The organism is Halomonas sp. H5 (assembly GCF_050613175.1).
Lineage (GTDB): Bacteria > Pseudomonadota > Gammaproteobacteria > Pseudomonadales > Halomonadaceae > Bisbaumannia > Bisbaumannia salifodinae.
In genome coordinates, this window is record NZ_CP192510.1 from 2,228,989 (window position 1) to 2,246,579 (window position 17,591).

Here is a 17,591-nt window from a genome sequence, read left to right on the forward strand (position 1 = left end):
GGCGGGGATCGGCCACGCTTTCTAAAAGTTGACCGATCGGTCAAGACATCGACAGACGATAACAACCAGCGGATACGCCAATGATCGACTTCTATCTCAATGGCCAACGCCAAAGCGGCGTCGAGGTGCCCCCTGACACCAGCGTCCTCGAACTGCTGCGGACCCGACTCGGCAAGACCGGCACCAAGGAGGGCTGCGCCTCCGGTGACTGCGGCGCCTGCACCGTGACCATCGGCGAGCCCAACGCCGACGGCGAACTGGAGTATCGCACCGCCAACGCCTGCATTACCCCGGCCCACCAGCTCCAGGGCTGTCACCTGGTCACCGTGGAGGGCCTGGCCCGGGGCGACGCCCTGCATCCGGCCCAGGCGGCCATGGTCGAGTGCCACGCCAGCCAGTGCGGCTTCTGTACCCCGGGTATCGTGATGTCGCTGTTCACCCTCCACGAGAACCAGCGCCGCACCCCCGCGCCGCTGACCCAGGCGCGCCTGGAGCAGGCCCTGGGCGGCAACCTGTGCCGCTGCACCGGCTACCGGCCGATCCGCGACGCCGCCCTGACCATGGGCGACTACCCGGACACCCACCCCAGCTGGGCCGACGATCCGGGACTGGCCGTCGACGTGGGCAAGCAGCGCCAGGCGGCCCCCGCCGAGCTGGCCGGCCAGGGCCACTTCAGCGCCCCCCGCGACCTGGCCGCGCTGCGTCGCCTCAAGGCCGAGCGTCCCCAGGCACGCCTGGTGGCCGGGGCCACCGACCTGTGGCTGGAGACCACCCAGCAGCTCAAGGCCCTCGACGACCTGATCGATGTGCGCCGGGTCGCCGAGCTCAACGAGATCGACGCCACCGACGACGGCTGGTGGATCGGCGCCGCGGTGCCCCTGTCGCGGCTCGAGCCGCTGCTGGAGGAGGCCTATCCGGCCTTCGCCCACCTGCTGCACCGCTTCGCCTCCCAGCAGATCCGCAACCGCGCCACCCTGGGCGGCAATATTGCCAACGCCTCGCCGATCGGCGACAGCCCCCCCGTGCTGCTGGCCCTCGAGGCCCGGCTGCTGCTGGACGGCCCCGACGGCGAACGGGAACTGCCCCTGGGCGACTTCTTCCTCGACTACAAGAAGACCGCCCTGGCCGACAACGAATTTATTCGCGGCATCTTCCTGCCGCGCCCGGCGGCGGACCAGAATCTCAAGGTGTGGAAGCTGTCCAAACGTCGTGAGGACGATATCTCCGCGGTGCTGGCGGCCTTCGCCTGGCGCCTGGAGGAGGGCGTGATGCGCGACGTGCGCCTGGCCTTCGGCGGCATGGCGGCGATCCCCCGTCGGGTGCCCCGCACCGAGGCGGCCCTGGAGGGACAGGCCCCCAGCCTCGAGGCCTTCGCCGCGGCCAAGGCGGCCCTCGACCAGGAGCTCTCGCCGATGAGCGATGTGCGCGGCAGCGCCGAGTACCGCAAGCTGGCCGCCGCCAACCTGCTCGAACGCCTGCGGCTGATGATCGACACCACCCACAACGACACCAAGGTGACCCTCGATGCGTACGCTCACTGAACTCGCCCCCGAGGCTTCCCAACAGGCCCCGAGCCCCCGGGCCGAGACCGGCAGCGGCGCCGCCGGCCAGTCCCGGATTCACGAGAGCGCCGTCAAGCACGTCACCGGCCGGGCCGCCTATATCGACGATATCCCCTGCCCCGCCGACACCCTGCACCTGGCCCTCGGCCTGTCGCCGGTGGCCCATGGCCGCCTGACCCGCCTCGACCTGGAGCAGGTCAAGGCCGCCCCCGGGGTGGTGGACGTGATCACCATCGTCGACGTGCCCGGCCATACCGATATCGGCCCGGTCTTCCCCGGCGACCCGCTGTTCGTCGACGACGAGATCAGCTATGTGGGCCAGGTGATCTTCGCCGTGGCCGCCGAGAGCTACCAGGCCGCCCGCCAGGCGGTGACCCTGGCGGTGGTGGAGATCGACGAGCAGCCGGCGAGCCTCGACCCGGTGGCCGCCGCCGAGCGCGGTGAGTTCGTGCGCCCCACCCATCACCACCAGAGCGGTGACTGGGAGCAGGCCCTGCGCGACGCCACCTACGTGCTGGAAGGCGAGCAATTCGTCGGCGGCCAGGAGCACTTCTACCTGGAGGGCCAGGCCTGCCTGGTGACCCCCAGCGAGGACGAGGGGGTGGTGATCCACACCTCCAACCAGCACCCCAGCGAGACCCAGAAGCTGGTCGCCGAGGTGCTGGACATCCCCTTCCACGCGGTCACCGCCGAGATGCGCCGCATGGGCGGCGGCTTCGGCGGCAAGGAGACCCAGGCCTCGCCCTGGGCCTGCATCGCCGCCCTGGTCGCCCGGCGCACGGGCCGCGCCGCGAAGCTGCGCCTGCCCCGGGCCGAGGACATGCGCGCCACCGGCAAACGCCACCCCTTCCATAACCGCTACCGCCTGGGCATCGACGACCAGGGCGTGCTGGTCGGCGGCGAGATCACCGTGATCGGCGACTGCGGCTATTCGCCGGACCTCTCCGATGCGGTGGTGGATCGCGCCATGTTCCACTCCGACAACGCCTACTCCCTGGGCCAGGCCCGGGTCACCGGCCACCGGGCCAGGACCCACACCGCCTCCAACACCGCCTTCCGCGGCTTCGGCGGCCCCCAGGGGGTGATGATCATCGAGCAGGTGATGGACGATATCGCCCGGCATATCGGCGAGGATCCGCTGACGGTGCGCAAGCGCAACCTCTACCGTCCCGGCCGCGACGTCACCCACTATGGTCAGCGGGTCGAGCAGATTCAGCTGCTGCATGACCTGATCGGCGAGCTGGAGCAGAGCAGCGACTACTGGGCCCGTCGCCAGGCGATCACCGACTTCAACCGAAGCAGCCCGATCATCAAGAAGGGCCTGGCGCTGACCCCGGTGAAGTTCGGCATCTCCTTCACCGTCCAGCACCTCAACCAGGCCGGCGCCCTGCTCCACGTCTATACCGACGGCAGCGTGATGATCAACCACGGCGGCACCGAGATGGGTCAGGGCCTGCACACCAAGGTGTGTCAGGTGGTGGCCCGGGAGCTGGGCCTGGACATCGAGCGAGTGCGCATCACCGCCACCCGCACCGACAAGGTGCCCAACACCTCGCCCACCGCGGCCTCCAGCGGCGCCGACCTCAACGGCCAGGCCGCCAGGGACGCCGCCGCCAAGCTGCGCGAGCGGCTCTTCGACTTCGCCGCCGAGCACTACCGCCTGGATCGCGACGGCATGCGCCTGGAGGGTGGCGCCCTGGTGGCCGGGCAAGGCGAGGCCGAGCGCCGCCTGCCCTGGGCGGAACTGGTGCAGGCCGCTTATCTCGGGCGCGTCTCGCTCTCCGAGAAGGGCTTCTATGCCACCCCGCTGATCCACTACGACCGCAATACCGGCAAGGGCCGCCCCTTCTACTACTATGCCCATGGCGCCGCGGTCAGCGAGGTGGAGGTGGACACCCTGAGCGGCGAATACCGGGTCAGCCGGGTCGATATCCTCCACGACGTGGGCGACTCCCTGAACCCGGCCATCGATATCGGCCAGATCGAGGGCGCCTTTATCCAGGGCATGGGCTGGATGACCAGCGAGGAGCTGAAGTGGAACGACGCCGGCCGCCTGGTCTCCGACGGCCCCGCCACCTACAAGATCCCCGCCTTCGGCGACCTGCCGCCGGTGATGAACGTCAAGCTGCTGGAGGGCCACCCCAACTCCCAGGCCAGCATCTACCGCTCCAAGGCCGTCGGTGAGCCGCCGTTCATGCTCGGCATCTCGGTATGGTCGGCACTGCGCGACGCCCTGGCCAGCCTGGCCGACTACAAGGTCGCCCCGCAGCTCGACACCCCGGCCACCCCGGAGCGGGTGCTGATGGTGGCCCAGGCCCTGCGAGACGCCCAGGGAGCGGCCTGAGATGGGCGCCCTCTCCTGGCACCAGGCCCTGCATCGCCTCCAGCGGGAGGCGGTGCCCCATGCCCTGGCCAGCGTGGTGGGCGCCGCCGGCTCCACCCCGCGGGAACCCGGCGCCAAGATGGTGATCACCTTGGATGCCGTCCACGACACCCTGGGCGGCGGCACCTTCGAGTACCAGGTGATCGACGCCGCCCGCCGCGCCCTGGCCGAGGACGAATTCGGTCCGCGGCTGGAGGCCTTTCCCCTGGGAGGGCGCTCCGGCCAGTGTTGCGGCGGCTATGTGCATGTGCTGATCGAGGTCTTCGGCGGCGCCGAGATGACGGTGGCACTGTTCGGCGCCGGCCATGTGGGCCAGGCCCTGGTGGGGTTGCTGGCGCCCCTGCCCTGGCGAGTGCTGTGGCACGACAGCCGCGAGGATGCCTTCCCGGCCTGGGCCGCCGATCAGCCGCGCCTCGAGTGTCGCCAGGCCCCGGACCCCACCGAGGCGGTGGCGGCCCTGCCCGCCGGCTGCCACGCCCTGGTGATGACCCATGACCACGGCGAGGATCGCGCCCTGGTGGACGACCTGCTGGCCCGGGGCGACTGCGCCTCCCTGGGGCTGATCGGCTCCGACAGCAAGTGGGCCAGCTTCCGGCGCCGCCTGGCGGACGCCGGCCACGGCCCCGAGGCCCTGGCCCGGGTGCGCTGCCCCATCGGCATCCCCGGCGCCAAGGGCAAGCTGCCCTACGAGATCGCCCTGGCGGTGAGTGCGGAGCTCTTGACCCTCAAGCCAGAGGCGGCCCAGCCGGATCGCCGCGGGGTGGCCCCCGAGGTACTACGCGACGCCTTCTCGCAACCCAAGACATCATGATCGACGGGTGGCTCGACCACCCGCCCCTGGAGAATCCCATGAGCAATGCCCAGACTCGGGTCCTGCGCGGCCCCCTGCTGAGCTTTATCAACGACCCCGGCGAGGGCGACAGCCCCGCCGAGGGCAGCGTCCTGCACCTGGAGGATGGCGCCCTGTGGCTGGAAGACGGCCGCATCCGCGCCGTCGGCGACTACCGGGAGCTGGCCCCCCAGCTGCCCGCGGGCATCGAGGTGGTCGATTATTCCGGCAAGCTGATCCTGCCGGGCTTTATCGACAGCCATGTGCACTATGCCCAGCTCGATATCATGGCCTCCTACGGCCGCCAGCTGCTCGACTGGCTCAACGACTACACCTTCCCGGAGGAGTGCCGCTTCGCCGAGCGCGCCCACGCAGAGGAGGTCGCCGACGCCTTCCTCACCGAGATGCTGCGCGCCGGCACCACCAGCGCCCAGGTCTTCTGCACCTCGCACCCCAACTCGGTGGAGGCCTTCTTTAGCGCCTCCGAGAAGCGCGGCCTGCGTATGCTGGCCGGCAAGGTGCTGATGGACCGCCACGCCCCGGAGGCCCTCACCGACACCGCCGAGGGCGGCATCGCCGACAGCGAGCGGCTGATCGCCGACTGGCACGGCAAGGGGCGCCTCGGCTACAGCCTGACCCCGCGCTTCGCCCCCACCTCCACCCCGGCGCAGCTGGACGCCACCGGCGGCATCCTGCGCAACGCCCCGGACCTGCATCTGCAGACCCACCTCTCGGAGAACAAGGGCGAGATCGCCTGGGTGGCGGAGCTCTTTCCGGAGTGCCGTGACTACCTGGCGGTCTACGAGCGCTTCGGCCTGGTGGGCCCGCGCAGCACCTTCGCCCACGGCATTCACCTGGACCAGGAGATGCGCAATCGCCTGGCCGCCGCCGGCGCCAATATCGCCTTCTGTCCCACCTCCAACCTCTTCCTGGGCAGCGGCCTCTTCGATCGCCAGGCCTGCCGCGATGCTGGCCTCAACACCACCCTGGCCAGCGACGTGGGCGGCGGCACCGACCTCTCGGGCCTGGCCACCCTCAAGGCCGCCTACCAGGTGGGCCAGTTGCTGGACCAGCCGATGACCGCCTGGCAGGGCTTCTACCGCCTGACCCTGGGCAATGCCCGGGCCCTGCACCTCGACCAGCATATCGGCAGCCTGCGCCCCGGCGCCGAGGCCGATATCGTGGTCCTCGACCCCGCCGCCACGCCGCTGCTGGCACGGCGCACCGCCCGCACCCAGAGCCTGGCGGAGACCCTCTTCGCGCTGATGATCCTCGGCGATGACCGGGCGGTCCATGCCACCTGGGCCGGTGGCGAGTGCCTACACCGGAGGGACGCCATCGCCTAAGACATCCTGAGTTTTCCTGTTGCCTCGCGCTATTGGGCGGCCATGCCATGCATGGACCGCCCCTTTTTATTGGTGCATTTTCGGACCAGTGACCCGGGCTACGTCATCGCCTCCAGCCGCTGCAGGAGATCGCGGCGCCGCGTCTCGGGCATAAAGGCCGCCTCCAGGGCGTTGCGCGCGAGGCCCAGGAAGATCGCCTCGTCCCAGCCGAAGGCCCGCTGGCAGGCCAGGTAGTTGTCCAGCACGCCACCGCCGAAGTAGGCGGGATCATCGGAGTTGAGGGTCAGGGTGAGTCCCGCCTCGAGCAGCTGCGGCAGGGGCAGCTCGCCGAGTTCCTTGACCACCTTGAGGCGCAGATTGGAGAGCGGACAGACGGTGAGCGGGATGCGTTCGGCGGCCAGCCGCGTCATCAGGTCGGGATCCTCGATGGCCCGCACGCCGTGGTCGATGCGGCATACCTCAAGAAGATCCAGGGCCTCGCGGATATAGGCCGGCGGCCCCTCCTCGCCGGCATGGGCCACCCGTGGCAGGCCCAGCTCCTTGGCCCGCCGGAACACCTCCGCGAACTTGCTCGGCGGATGGCCCATCTCGGCGCTGTCCAGGCCCACCGCATCGATCAGTTCCCAGTAGGGGGAGGCCGCCTCCAGCACCTCCAGGGCCTCCGCGGCGGGGCGGTCGCGCAGGAAGGCCAGGATCAGCCCCGTGGAGAGGCCCAGTTCCCGCTCGGCGTCACGCATGGCCCGATAGAGTCCCTCCACCGGTACCGCCAGGGGCAGCCCCCGGGCCAGATGGGCCTGGGGATCGAAATGCAGGTCCACATGCACCACCCCCTCGGCGTGGGCGCGGCGGAAGTAGTTCATGGCCAGCTCGTGGAAGTCCTCGCGCCGCTGCAGGACCCCCATGCCCTGGTAGTAGAGGTCGAGGAAGGATTGCAGGTCGTCGAAATCATAGGCCCGGCGTACCGCCTCCACATCGGCATAGGGCAGGTCCACCCGGTTGCGCTCGGCCAGCTCGAACATCAGCTCGGGCTCCAGGGTGCCCTCGATATGCAGATGCAGCTCGGCCTTGGGCAGACGGGTCAAAAAATCACGCATGGCCATCTCCTCATTGGGCTTTTACCTATCCTGCTAGATCTTGACCAGTTGCGCAAAGCTTTACTCCCCCCACTCCACCAGGCTTGAAAATCAGGGGCGCTGGGGGCAGGACGGAGCGGGGGTTTTTTGCCAGGGATGGCAAAAGTAGCGCCCAGGGAGGGGTTTACAGCGCCCCGCGACGGTCTGCCCTCAGGGTAGCCCCGGGCCTCCGAGCAGAACGCACTAACTGCGATATCCCTACATCAAACGCTTTCGAGCCGCCCCTCCACCAGGCGATAGCTGCGCCGGATACCGGGCAGCGGCGCGGCATCCCGCCATTGATGGATCAGATAGAGCAGGCTGCGCCCCTCGAGCCAGGCGTCCAGGCGCGCGGCGATGCGTGCCGCCATGGCCGCATCCACCCCGGCGAAGGGCTCGTCGAGGATCACCAGGCGGGCGCGCTCGCGCAGCAGCACCCGGGCCAGCGACAGGCGCCGCGCCTGGCCCCCGGAGAGCAGGCCTCCGCTCTCACCGACCCGGGTCGCCAGCCCCTGGGGCAGTGACTGGGCCCACTGATCCAGCTCGACCAGCGCCAGCACCCGCCACAGCGCCGCCTCATCCGCCTCGGGGGCGGCCAGACGCAGGTTGGCCGCCAGGCTATCGTCGAACAGCTCCAGACGCTGGGTCTGCCAGGCCAGGGCCTCCCGCCAGGCCGCGGGCGACAACGCGCCGAGCGGCCGCCCCGCCACTTTGACCTCTCCTGCGGTGGCCGTCAGCTGGCCCGCCACCAGCGCCGCCAGACTCGACTTGCCGGCCCCGGAGGCGCCCAGCAGGGCGATTCGCTCCCCCGGGGCCAGGCGCAGCGAGACCTCGCAGAGCGCCGGGGTCAGGGCCCCGGGATAACGCAGGGTCACGCCCTCCAGGGCGAGTTCGGGGACGCCCTCCGCCAGCGTCTGATCGCCCCCCAGGGGGGCCTGCGGTGCGGCCTCCAGGGCATTGAGCCGCTCGGCGGCGGCCAGGCTGGCGCCGAACTGGGTAAAGGCCGCCGGCAACGCCGCCAGGGCCTCCCCCATGGCCAGCAGCGCCAGGGGCATCATCACCATCACCGGCCCCGATAGCTGGCCTGCCTGATGGGCGGCCGCGGCCAGCCAGAGCGCCAGCACGGCGGTGCCACTCACCGTCAGCCCCACCAGAGCGTTGCCGACGGCGCTACGCAGCCCCAGCCGCCACTGGTCGGCATAGAGGGCCGATTCCTCGGCTTCCAGGCGCGTGCGCTGGCGCCCCAGGCTGCCATAGGCGATCCATTCGGGGAGGCCCTGCAGGGTCTCCACCGCCTGCCCGCGCAGCCGGTCGAGGCTCGCCACCCGGCGCCGGCTGGGGACCAGGCCCCAGCGCGCCTGGCCCAGCACCAGCCAGGCCCAGGTCAGCAACAACGGCAGCGCCACCAGGGCGCCGATCATGGGGGCAAAGAGCGCCAGGAAGCCCGCCACGCCGAGAATCGCCAGCAGCGCCACCAGCGGCGGTGCCAGCAGGCGCAGGTAGAGGCCATCCAGGGTATCGATATCGGCAGTCAGGCGATTGAGCCACTCGCTGGCCCGACGCCGGGCCAGCGAGTGGCCGTCGAGGCCGGCCAGTACCGCGAACAAGCGGGCACGCAGGTCGGCCAGCAAGCGCAACACGCTGTCATGGTTATAGAGGCGCTCCAGGTAGCGGGCCACGGTGCGGGCCACGGCGAAGAAGCGGATCCCGCCCCCGGGCACATAGACATCCAGGCTGGCGGCCACCCCGGCGGCCAGCAGCAGGCCGGTCAGCGCCGTGGCGGTAATAAACCAGCCGGACAAGGCCAGCAGGCCGATGGCCGAGGCCACGGTGGCCAGCAGCAGCAGGGCCCCCACTTGCAGGCGCCGGCGGCGCCGACCCAGGAGCCGCAGCCAGGGGGCCAGGGTCTGGCGTAGCGAAGACTCAGCCATCACTCCCCTCCTCCGGCGTCGCGCCATCGTCCAGGCGGACCACCCGATCGGCCAGGGCCAGCAGGGCCGGCTGGTGGCTCGCCACCACCAGGGTACGCCCCTCGGCGGCCAGGCTCTGCAGGCCACGAATCACCGCCGCCTCGCTGTCGCTGTCGAGGCTGGCGGTGGGCTCATCCAGCAGCACCAGGGGCGCCGCGGAGAGGAAGACCCGGGCCAGGGCCAGGCGCTGGGCCTGGCCCCCGGAGAGGCCACTGCCCCGCTCGCCCACCGGGGTCGCCAGGCCCTCCGGCAGCCGGGCCAACAGCTCACCGAGGCCGGCCCGCGTCAGGGCCGCGGTCATCGCGTCGTCACCGGCCTCCGGGGCCGCCAGGCGCAGGTTCTCCGCCAGGCTGGCCTGGAGGATCAGCGGCCGCTGATCCATCCAGGCCAGGGGCACGGCATCCCGGCGCAGTTCTCCCGACGCTGGCCCCATAAAGCCCGCCATCAGCCGCAGCAGGCTCGACTTGCCCGCCCCGGAGGGCCCGGCCAGGGCCAGGATCTCGCCGCGGCGCACCGCGAGATCCAGGGGCCCCACCACCACGCCACGCCCGGGATAGGCCAGCGTGACCTCCTCGAGCTCTATCAGATGCGCCGAGGAACGAACGGGTGCCTGGACGGCCCCCTGGGGCGGCACTTCCTCGAGCAGCGCCACCAGGGACTCCGCCGCCCCCAGGGCCGCGGCCCGGTCATGATAGTGCTGAGCCAGGCTGCGCAGCGGCTGGAAGAACTCCGGCGCCAGCAGCAGCACCAGCAGGCCGCTGAACAGGGTCAGTTGCGGCGCGGGGCCGAAGTCGATATAGCCCAGCAGGCCGAACCCCACATAGATGGCCACCACGGCGATGGCCACCGAGGCGAAGAACTCCAGCACCGCCGAGGAGAGAAACGCCAGGCGCAGGGTCTTCATGCTGCGCTGGCGGTACTCGTCGGCGGCGGCGAAGACCTCCTCGGTGGCCGCCTGGGTGCGGTCGAAGAGCTGCAGGGTGGCCAGCCCCCGCACCCGATCGAGGAAATGCCCGGCCAGGCGGGTCACCGCGGCGAACTGCTCGCGATTGAGGCGCTCGGCGCCCATGCCCACCAGGGCCATAAAGAGCGGAATCAGCGGTGCGGCCAGCAAGAGGAACAGCGCCGCCAGCCAGTCGAGCCGGAACACCACCACCAGAATCGCCAGAGGCAGCAGCAGCGCCAGGCGCAACTGGGGCAGGAAGCGCGCGAAGTAGCCGTCCAGGGCCTCCATTTGCTCCACCAGTTGCGAGGCCAGGCCGGCGCTATGGCGCCCCGCCAGCCCCACCGGCCCCAGGACCGTCAGGTGATCGAGGAGGCTATGACGCGCCCGCCGCCGAATGGCCAGGCTGGCGGCCTGGGAGAGCGCCTCCTGGCCCCACTGCAGCAGGGCACGAACCACCAGCACCGCCGCCAGGGCCAGGAAGGCGGGCATCAACTCGACCAGGGGGCGCTGATCCACCAGCAGGCGGGAGATCAACCAGGCCAGCAGCGCCATCTGCGCCAGGGTGGCCAGGCCGACGCCGACGCCGGCCAGGGTGGCCAGGCCCAGGCGCCGGCGCTCCCCCGCCGCCAGCTCGGTCAGCCAGCGGCGCGGCGTCAGGGGCTCCGGCATGGGCTTAATGGTATCCCTCACCCACCTTGACCTTGCCGCGGAACACCCAGTAGCTCCAGGCGGTGTAGGTCAGCACGATGGGAATCACGAAGAGCACCCCGATCAGCAGGAAGAGCTGGGACTCCGGCGCCGAGGAGGCGTCCCAGATGGTGTAGTCGGGTGGCACGATCACCGGCCACTTGCTGACCACCAGCCCCAGGTAGGTAAAGATATACAGGCCCACGGTGGCCACGAAGGGCAGGCCCTCGCGGCGCCGACGCACCGCCTGGATCAGCAGCAGCGCACAGCCCAGGGCCAGGGCCGGGAAGATCCAGATCAGTTGGATATGGCCGAACCAGCGCTCCCAGACATCCGGGTTCACGAAGGGCGTCCACAGGCTGATGATCAGGAACACCGCCAGCACCAGGGCCAGCAGGGTCGGGGTGATGCGGTAGGCCCACGCCTGCACATGCCCCTCCGACTTCATGATCAGCCAGGTGGCGCCGAGCAGCGCATAGCCGGCCATCAGGCCGAAGCCGGTGAGCACGCTGAACGGCGTCAGCCAGTCGAAGGGGCCACCCACATAGACGAAGTCCTCCACCGCGAAGCCCTGGATATAGGCGCCCACCACGGCGCCCTGGGCGAAGGCGGCCACCGCCGAGCCCCAGCTGAAGGCGCGGTTCCACCAGTGGCGGTTGGCCCGCGACTTGAAGCGGAACTCGAAGGCCACGCCGCGGAAGATCAGCCCCGCCAGCATCAGGAAGACGCCGATATAGAGTGCCGGCAGGAACACCGAATAGACCAGCGGGAAGGCCCCCAGCAGGCCGGCCCCGCCCAGCACCAGCCAGGTCTCGTTGCCGTCCCAGACCGGCGCCACCGAGTTCATCATCACGTCACGGGAGTCCTCGTCCGGGGCGAAGGGGAAGAGGATCCCCAGCCCCAGGTCGAAGCCATCCATCAGCACGTACATGATCACGCCGAAGCCGATGATGACGGCCCAGATCAATGCCAGATCGATAGTACCCATCATATCGCCTCCTTAGCGATTGGCGGCGGTGGCCGCGGGGCCATCGTCGAAGGGGGTATGGCTGGCCGACAGCGGGCGCATGGCACGCTCCACCTCGCCCTGGATCTCCTCGCCGTCCTGCATGCCCTGGCGCACCACCCGGGTCAGGTAATAGACCCCGGCCCAGAACACCAACGCATAGACCGCCACATAGCCGATCAGAGTAAACAGCGCCATGCCGCCGGTGAGCGAGGGGGTCAGCGCCTCGCTATGACTCATCTGGCCATAGACCAGCCAGGGGGCGCGGCCGATCTCGGTGACGAACCAGCCCGCCAGCACGGCGATAAAGGGGGTCACGCTCATCAGCCGCAACAGCTGCAGGAAGCCGCGATGCTCATAGAGGCGCCCGCCGCGACGCAGCCAGAGCCCCGCCACCGCCACGACGATCATCAGCAGGCCCAGGCCCACCATGACCCGGAACGACCAGAATACCAGCCACACCGGCGGCTGCTCCTCCGGTGCCACCTCGCTCAGCCCCGGCACCACCCCGGCGGGATCATGGGTGAGGATCAGGCTCGCCAGGCTGGGGATACCGATCTCGAAGCGGTTGGTCTGGTTAGCCTGATCGGGAATCGCGAACAGCAACAGGGGCACATGGCCGCTGGTCTCCCAGTGCCCCTCCATGGCCGCCACCTTGGTGGGCTGGTGCTCCAGGGTGTTGAGGCCATGGAAGTCCCCCACCACCGCCTGGGCGGGGGCCAGCACCAGCAGCAGCCACAGGCACATGGAGAGCGCCTTCTTGTTGGCCTCCACGTCGCGCCGGATCAGCAGGTACCAGGCGCTGACCCCAGCCACCACGAAGCCGCCGGTGAGGAAGGAGGCCAGCACCATATGGGTGAAGCGGTAGGGGAAGGAGGGATTGAAGATCGCCTCCCCCCAGGCCAGCACATGGAAGCGGCCATCGATCAGCTCGGCCCCCGCCGGGGTCTGCATCCAGCTATTGGCGGCGAGAATCCAGAAGGCCGAGATAAAGGTGCCCAGCGCCACCATAAGGGAGGCAAACAGATGCACCCCCTGGGGTACCTTGCCGCGCCCGAACAGCAGCACGCCGAGGAAGCCCGCCTCCAGGAAGAAGGCGGTGACCACCTCGTAGCTGAGCATGGGACCCAGGAAGTTGGCGGAGGCCAGGGAGAAGTTGCTCCAGTTGGTGCCGAACTGGAAGGACATCACGATGCCCGACACCACCCCCATGCCGAAGACCACGGCGAAGACCTTGGTCCAGAACAGCGCCAGTCGATCCCAGGCGGGATTGGCGGTCTTGTAGAAGAGGCCATGCAGCAAGGCGATATAGGACGCCAGGCCGATCGTGAAGACCGGAAATATCGCGTGAAAGGACACCACGAACGCGAACTGGATTCGCGATAGCAGTAAGGGGTCAAGCTCCATGGTTGTCTCCCTGATGGCGAGCGTAAGCCGATGATGCTAATTGAGCCTAGTGACAAATTCGGCTCGCGTCGTGACGCGAGCCTATCTGGATATGCTTATGCTAGGCCCCTCGGGCATCAGGGGGAATGGATGAGCTCCCGCCAGGGTGTGTCCGGTTGCCGCAGTTGGCGGCCTTTCGGCTGTGGTGGATTGCCGCAGTGCGCCGCGGCCGACCAGGAAACCTCGCCGGGCACTGGCCCGGCGGGGTCCCTTCCCGACGGCCCGGGCCGTCGGCGCGACAGTCTCAGGCGGTGCCCAGCAACCAGGCCAGATAGCCCAGGTAGGCGACATAGATGGCCAGCAGCGCGCCCCCTTCGAAGCGGTTGATGCGCCCGTCGCGGCCCCGCCAGCCGATGGCGAAGATGGCCATCAGCAGGGTCATGACCGCCATCACCGGCCAGTCGCGCATCATCACCTCGCCACCGGCATCGATCGGGGCGATCGCCCCCGCCAGGCCCACCACCCCCAGGGTATTGAAGAGGTTGGAGCCCACCACATTGCCCAGCACCAGGTCGTGCTCGCGGCGCCGCAGGGCGCTGAGGGAGGCGGCCAGTTCCGGTAGGGAGGTGCCCACCGCCACCACGGTCAGGCCGATCACCAGGTCGCTGACGCCGAGGCTCTCGGCGATCGCCACCGCGCCCCACACCAGCAGGCGGGAGCTGGCCACCAGCAGCACCAGGCCGACCAGGGTCCAGCCCAGGGCCCTGGGCAGCGCCATGGGCGTCTCGGCGAGCAGCTCCTCGGTCTCGTCGCCGAGGCTATCGGCCTGGCGGCCCTGCCACAGACTGTAACCGATAAACACGGCCAGCAGCCCCAGCAGCAGCCAGGCATCGCCATGCCCCACCACCCCGTCGCGCAGCTGCCATAGCGCCAGCAGGGTGATAGCGCCGAGGATCGGCAGCTCGCGGCGCAGCACCCGGGAGTGCACCGCCAGCGGCGAGATCAACGCCACCAGGCCGAGGATCAGGCCGATATTGGCGATATTCGAGCCATAGGCGTTACCCAAGGCCAGGCCGGGGTTACCCTGCCCCGCCGCCAGCGCCGAGACCGCCAGCTCCGGCGCCGAGGTGCCGAAGCCCAGCACCAGCATGCCGATCACCAGCGGTGGCAACCCCAGATGCCGCGAGGTGGCCGCGGCCCCGGCGACGAAACGGTCGGCACTCCATACCAGCACCACCAGCCCCAGGGTGATGGCAGCTAACCAGAGCAACATGATCTCTCCTTTTACATCAGTGTTGGTTGTAGAAGCCCAGCGACCTTGCATAATGAGCCATAATGCCCCACCCACTCAGGAGGCTTGCCGTGTCATCGCTTCCTTCGCCACAGGCCGCGCCTACCGGGGCCGCGCTCGACGAGCCGCGGCATGGTGCCACATTGCCGCCACGGCGGCTACGCGCCTGTCACGAGTGCGACTGGGTCTCGGCGCTGCCACCGCTGCGCCCCGGCGAGAAGGCCGACTGCCCGCGCTGTGGGCATACCCTGGTGAGGCGCCACTACCGGGCCGCCCAACGCAGCCTGGCCCTGGCCATCGCCGCCCTGGTGGCCCTGGCGCTGGGCATCGGCTTCCCCTTCGTCAGCTTCCAGGTGGGCGGCATCGGTAACCGCATCGAGCTGACCCAGACCGCCACGACCCTGATCGGCTTCCACCAGCCCCTGGTGGCCATCGTGGTGCTGCTGACCATCGTGGTGCTGCCGGCGCTCTACCTGGCCGGCGTCATCTGGCTGCAGGGCGGCCTGATGCGCGGCACCCCCTGGCCCGGCAGCCACGCCCTGGCCCGTTCGCTGAGCCACCTCAACCCCTGGATGATGGCGGACGTCTTTATCATCGGCGCCCTGGTCAGCCTGATTAAGGTCGCCGGCCTGGCGGAGGTCCAGCTGGGCACCGCCTTCTGGGCCTTCTGCGCCTTCGCCCTGCTGCTGCTGATGACCACTCAGTCCATCGATGGCGACTGGATGTGGTTCACCCTGGCCGGCGAGCCCCGCGCCCCGGAGGGCACCCTGGCCGCACAGTGCGCCGCCCCCCAGGGCATCACCGGCTGCCCCACCTGCGGCCTGATCGGTCGTCTCGACGGCCGCGGCCGCGGTCAGTGCCGGCGCTGCGGGGAACGCCTGCGCGCCCGCCTGCCGCACAGCCTGCAGCGTACCTGGGCGCTGTTGGCGGCGGCCTGCATGATGTATGTGCCGGCCAATGTCTACCCCATCATGACCACCACCAGCCTCGGCCATAGCGAGCCCTCCACCATCATCGGCGGGGTGGTGGACCTGTGGCAGATGGGCTCCTGGCCGGTGGCCACGGTGATCTTCGTCGCCAGCATCATCGTACCGGTGGGCAAGGTCGTCGCCCTGGCCTGGCTGTGCCTGGTGGTCCGGCGCAGCGACGAACTGCACGCCTCGGTGCGTACCAGGCTCTACCGGGCCACCGAGTTCATCGGCCGCTGGTCCATGGTGGACGTCTTCGTGGTGGCCATCCTGGTGGCCCTGATTCGCGCCGGTAGCCTGATGTCGATTACCCCGGGCCCCGCCGCCCTGGCCTTCGCCGGCGTGGTGGTGCTGACCATGCTGGCCGCCATGACCTTCGATCCTCGGCTGATCTGGGATCCCCCCTCGTCCCCTCGACCTACCTCTTCTGCGTCTCAAGGAAGTTCACGATGACCGACACGCCCCGTCAGGATGACAGCCGCGCCCGGGTGAGCCCCCAGGCCCGGATCTCGCCGATCTGGATCGTTCCCCTGGTGGCGCTGATGATCGGCCTGTGGTTGATCTACGATAACTACAGCCGCCGTGGCCCCCAGATCACCCTGGAGATGCCCAACGCCGAGGGCATCGAGGCCGGCACCCTGATCAAGACCCGCAACGTGGACATCGGCCGGGTCGAGCGGGTCGCCCTCTCCGACGACCTGGGGCATGCCGAGATCACCGCCCGCCTCTCCCCCGGCAGCGAGCGCATGCTGGTGGAGGACACCCGCTTCTGGGTGGTCAAGCCGCGTATCGGCCGCGAGGGCATCAGCGGCCTGAACACGGTGCTCTCCGGCGCCTACCTGCAACTCCAGCCCGGCAGCAGCGACACCGCCCAGCGCCACTTCCAGGTCCTCGACCTGCCCCCGGCGTCTCCCGCCGACGCCGAGGGCCTGCGCATCACCCTGATCAGCCAGTTGGGTAACTCCCTGCGCCTCGGCGACCCGGTCACCTACCAGGGCTACACCGTGGGCCGGGTCGAGAGCGCCGAGTTCGACCCCGAGGCGCGGCGCATGCGCCACCGCCTGTTTATCGAGAGCCCCTACGACACCCTGGTCACCGACAGCACCCGCTTCTGGTCGGCCAGCGGCGTCGACCTGCGCCTCGACTCCGAGGGCTTCCGGGTCAGCATCGAGTCCTTCGAGGCGCTGCTCGGCGGTGGCGTGACCTTCGGCGTGCTGGAGGACCTGCCTCTGGGCAACCCGGTGGCCGAGGATGTCACCTTCACCCTCTATCCCGACGAGGAGAGCGCCCGCCAGGGCACCTTCAATCGCTACCTGGAGTATGTGCTGCTGGTGGACGACACCGTGCGTGGCCTCTCCCGCGGCGCGCCGGTGGAGTTTCGCGGCGTGCGTATCGGCACCGTGGCCGCCGTGCCCTGGCGCTTCAGCGCCCCCCAGCCCAACGGTCGCCAGGGCTTCGCCATCCCGGTGTTGATCCGCATCGAGCCCCAGCGCCTGGGAGGAGAGGGCGAGCTCATCCTGGAAGAATGGCAGGCGCGCTTCGAGCGGCTCTTCGGCCTCGGCCTGCGTGCCAGCCTCAAGTCCGGCAACCTGCTGACCGGGGCCCTGTTCGTGGACCTCAACTTCCACCAGGATGGCGAGCCCTATGTGGCCGAGGAATTCGAGTCGCGCCAGGTCTTCCCCACCACCTCGGGGGGCCTGGCGCAGATCGAGCAGAAGGTCTCGAGCCTGCTCGACAAGCTCAATGCCCTGGAGATGGAGCCCATCCTCGATGGCCTGGCGAGCAATTTGGCCGGGACCGAAGCGCTGGTGGGTGAGGTCCGCGAGCTCACCGAGCGGGTCGGCGGCCTGCTCGACAGCCCCGAGACCCAGGCCCTGCCGGGCAATGTCAATCGCGCCCTGGAGAGCCTGCAGCAGACCCTGGAGGGGGCCTCGCCCCAGGGCGAAGGCTACCAGGAACTGATTCGCACCCTGGAGCGCTTCGAGCGGCTGATGCGCGAGATGCAGCCGGTGATACGCACCCTGGACGAGGATCCCCGGGCGCTGCTCTTCGACCGCAACGACGGCGATCCCCAACCCCGCGCCCCGCGCCCCTGATCCGAACAA

Annotated in this window: 12 protein-coding genes; 6 read left to right on the forward strand and 6 right to left on the reverse strand. The window is 69.7% G+C overall.

Annotated features, from left to right (window positions below):
* Positions 1 to 80 precede the first annotated feature (80 nt).
* The 4 genes from xdhA to guaD are packed head-to-tail and all read left to right on the forward strand — an operon-like array spanning position 81 to position 6,120.
* On the forward strand, positions 81 to 1,541 hold the full coding sequence (gene xdhA / locus ACQ1W9_RS10480) for a xanthine dehydrogenase small subunit (protein WP_346060481.1): 1,461 nt from the start codon (positions 81 to 83) through the stop codon (positions 1,539 to 1,541).
* Positions 1,525 to 3,906 carry a xanthine dehydrogenase molybdopterin binding subunit gene (xdhB, locus tag ACQ1W9_RS10485; protein ID WP_431023321.1) on the forward strand — a complete coding sequence of 794 codons (2,382 nt, stop codon included), beginning with the start codon at positions 1,525 to 1,527 and terminating at the stop codon, positions 3,904 to 3,906. Before xdhA ends, xdhB begins: the two co-directional genes overlap by 17 nt.
* Position 3,907: 1 nt before the next feature.
* On the forward strand, positions 3,908 to 4,756 hold the full coding sequence (gene xdhC / locus ACQ1W9_RS10490) for a xanthine dehydrogenase accessory protein XdhC (protein ID WP_431023322.1): 849 nt from the start codon (positions 3,908 to 3,910) through the stop codon (positions 4,754 to 4,756).
* Positions 4,757 to 4,794: 38 nt separating this feature from the next.
* Positions 4,795 to 6,120, forward strand: a complete 1,326-nt coding sequence (gene guaD / locus ACQ1W9_RS10495) for a guanine deaminase (protein ID WP_431023323.1) — start codon at positions 4,795 to 4,797, stop codon at positions 6,118 to 6,120.
* Positions 6,121 to 6,218: 98 nt separating this feature from the next.
* On the opposite strand, the gene ACQ1W9_RS10500 is transcribed toward guaD, so the two are convergent.
* The 6 genes from ACQ1W9_RS10500 to ACQ1W9_RS10525 form a co-directional block, all read right to left on the reverse strand.
* Positions 6,219 to 7,214 carry an adenosine deaminase gene (locus ACQ1W9_RS10500; RefSeq protein WP_431023324.1) on the reverse strand — a complete coding sequence of 332 codons (996 nt, stop codon included), beginning with the start codon at positions 7,212 to 7,214 and terminating at the stop codon, positions 6,219 to 6,221.
* A gap of 242 nt (positions 7,215 to 7,456) precedes the next feature.
* Positions 7,457 to 9,163, reverse strand: a complete 1,707-nt coding sequence (gene cydC / locus ACQ1W9_RS10505) for a thiol reductant ABC exporter subunit CydC (RefSeq protein ID WP_431023325.1) — start codon at positions 9,161 to 9,163, stop codon at positions 7,457 to 7,459.
* Positions 9,156 to 10,817, reverse strand: coding sequence for a thiol reductant ABC exporter subunit CydD (gene cydD / locus ACQ1W9_RS10510; RefSeq protein ID WP_431023326.1), 1,662 nt, complete (start codon positions 10,815 to 10,817; stop codon positions 9,156 to 9,158). The genes cydC and cydD overlap by 8 nt, the downstream gene beginning before the upstream one ends.
* Positions 10,818 to 10,821: 4 nt before the next feature.
* The gene (cydB, locus tag ACQ1W9_RS10515) at positions 10,822 to 11,823 is read right to left on the reverse strand and encodes a cytochrome d ubiquinol oxidase subunit II (protein WP_346060489.1); all 1,002 of its coding nucleotides are present in this window, start codon (positions 11,821 to 11,823) and stop codon (positions 10,822 to 10,824) included.
* Positions 11,824 to 11,835: 12 nt separating this feature from the next.
* On the reverse strand, positions 11,836 to 13,248 hold the full coding sequence (locus tag ACQ1W9_RS10520) for a cytochrome ubiquinol oxidase subunit I (RefSeq protein ID WP_431023327.1): 1,413 nt from the start codon (positions 13,246 to 13,248) through the stop codon (positions 11,836 to 11,838).
* 283 nt (positions 13,249 to 13,531) lie between these two features.
* Positions 13,532 to 14,500, reverse strand: a complete 969-nt coding sequence (locus tag ACQ1W9_RS10525) for a calcium/sodium antiporter (protein WP_431023328.1) — start codon at positions 14,498 to 14,500, stop codon at positions 13,532 to 13,534.
* Between the two features lie 161 nt (positions 14,501 to 14,661).
* Here ACQ1W9_RS10525 and ACQ1W9_RS10530 point away from each other — a divergent pair, with 161 nt between their 5' ends.
* Entirely contained in the window at positions 14,662 to 15,939 is a 1,278-nt protein-coding gene (locus ACQ1W9_RS10530) for a PqiA/YebS family transporter subunit (protein WP_431026435.1), read from the forward strand.
* Positions 15,936 to 17,582 carry an intermembrane transport protein PqiB gene (pqiB, locus tag ACQ1W9_RS10535; RefSeq protein WP_431023329.1) on the forward strand — a complete coding sequence of 549 codons (1,647 nt, stop codon included), beginning with the start codon at positions 15,936 to 15,938 and terminating at the stop codon, positions 17,580 to 17,582. The genes ACQ1W9_RS10530 and pqiB overlap by 4 nt, the downstream gene beginning before the upstream one ends.
* Positions 17,583 to 17,591 lie beyond the last annotated feature (9 nt).

Bases quoted from the DNA above. Each gene is read 5' to 3' on its own strand.
- ACQ1W9_RS10500 (WP_431023324.1), bottom strand. From the start codon at position 7,214: ATGCGTGATTTTTTGACCCGTCTGCCCAAGGCCGAGCTGCATCTGCAT.
- cydC (WP_431023325.1), bottom strand. From the start codon at position 9,163: ATGGCTGAGTCTTCGCTACGCCAGACCCTGGCCCCCTGGCTGCGGCTC.
- cydD (WP_431023326.1), bottom strand. From the start codon at position 10,817: ATGCCGGAGCCCCTGACGCCGCGCCGCTGGCTGACCGAGCTGGCGGCG.
- guaD (WP_431023323.1), top strand. From the start codon at position 4,795: ATGAGCAATGCCCAGACTCGGGTCCTGCGCGGCCCCCTGCTGAGCTTT.
- ACQ1W9_RS10525 (WP_431023328.1), bottom strand. From the start codon at position 14,500: ATGTTGCTCTGGTTAGCTGCCATCACCCTGGGGCTGGTGGTGCTGGTA.
- pqiB (WP_431023329.1), top strand. From the start codon at position 15,936: ATGACCGACACGCCCCGTCAGGATGACAGCCGCGCCCGGGTGAGCCCC.
- xdhB (WP_431023321.1), top strand. From the start codon at position 1,525: ATGCGTACGCTCACTGAACTCGCCCCCGAGGCTTCCCAACAGGCCCCG.
- cydB (WP_346060489.1), bottom strand. From the start codon at position 11,823: ATGGGTACTATCGATCTGGCATTGATCTGGGCCGTCATCATCGGCTTC.
- xdhC (WP_431023322.1), top strand. From the start codon at position 3,908: ATGGGCGCCCTCTCCTGGCACCAGGCCCTGCATCGCCTCCAGCGGGAG.
- ACQ1W9_RS10520 (WP_431023327.1), bottom strand. From the start codon at position 13,248: ATGGAGCTTGACCCCTTACTGCTATCGCGAATCCAGTTCGCGTTCGTG.
- xdhA (WP_346060481.1), top strand. From the start codon at position 81: ATGATCGACTTCTATCTCAATGGCCAACGCCAAAGCGGCGTCGAGGTG.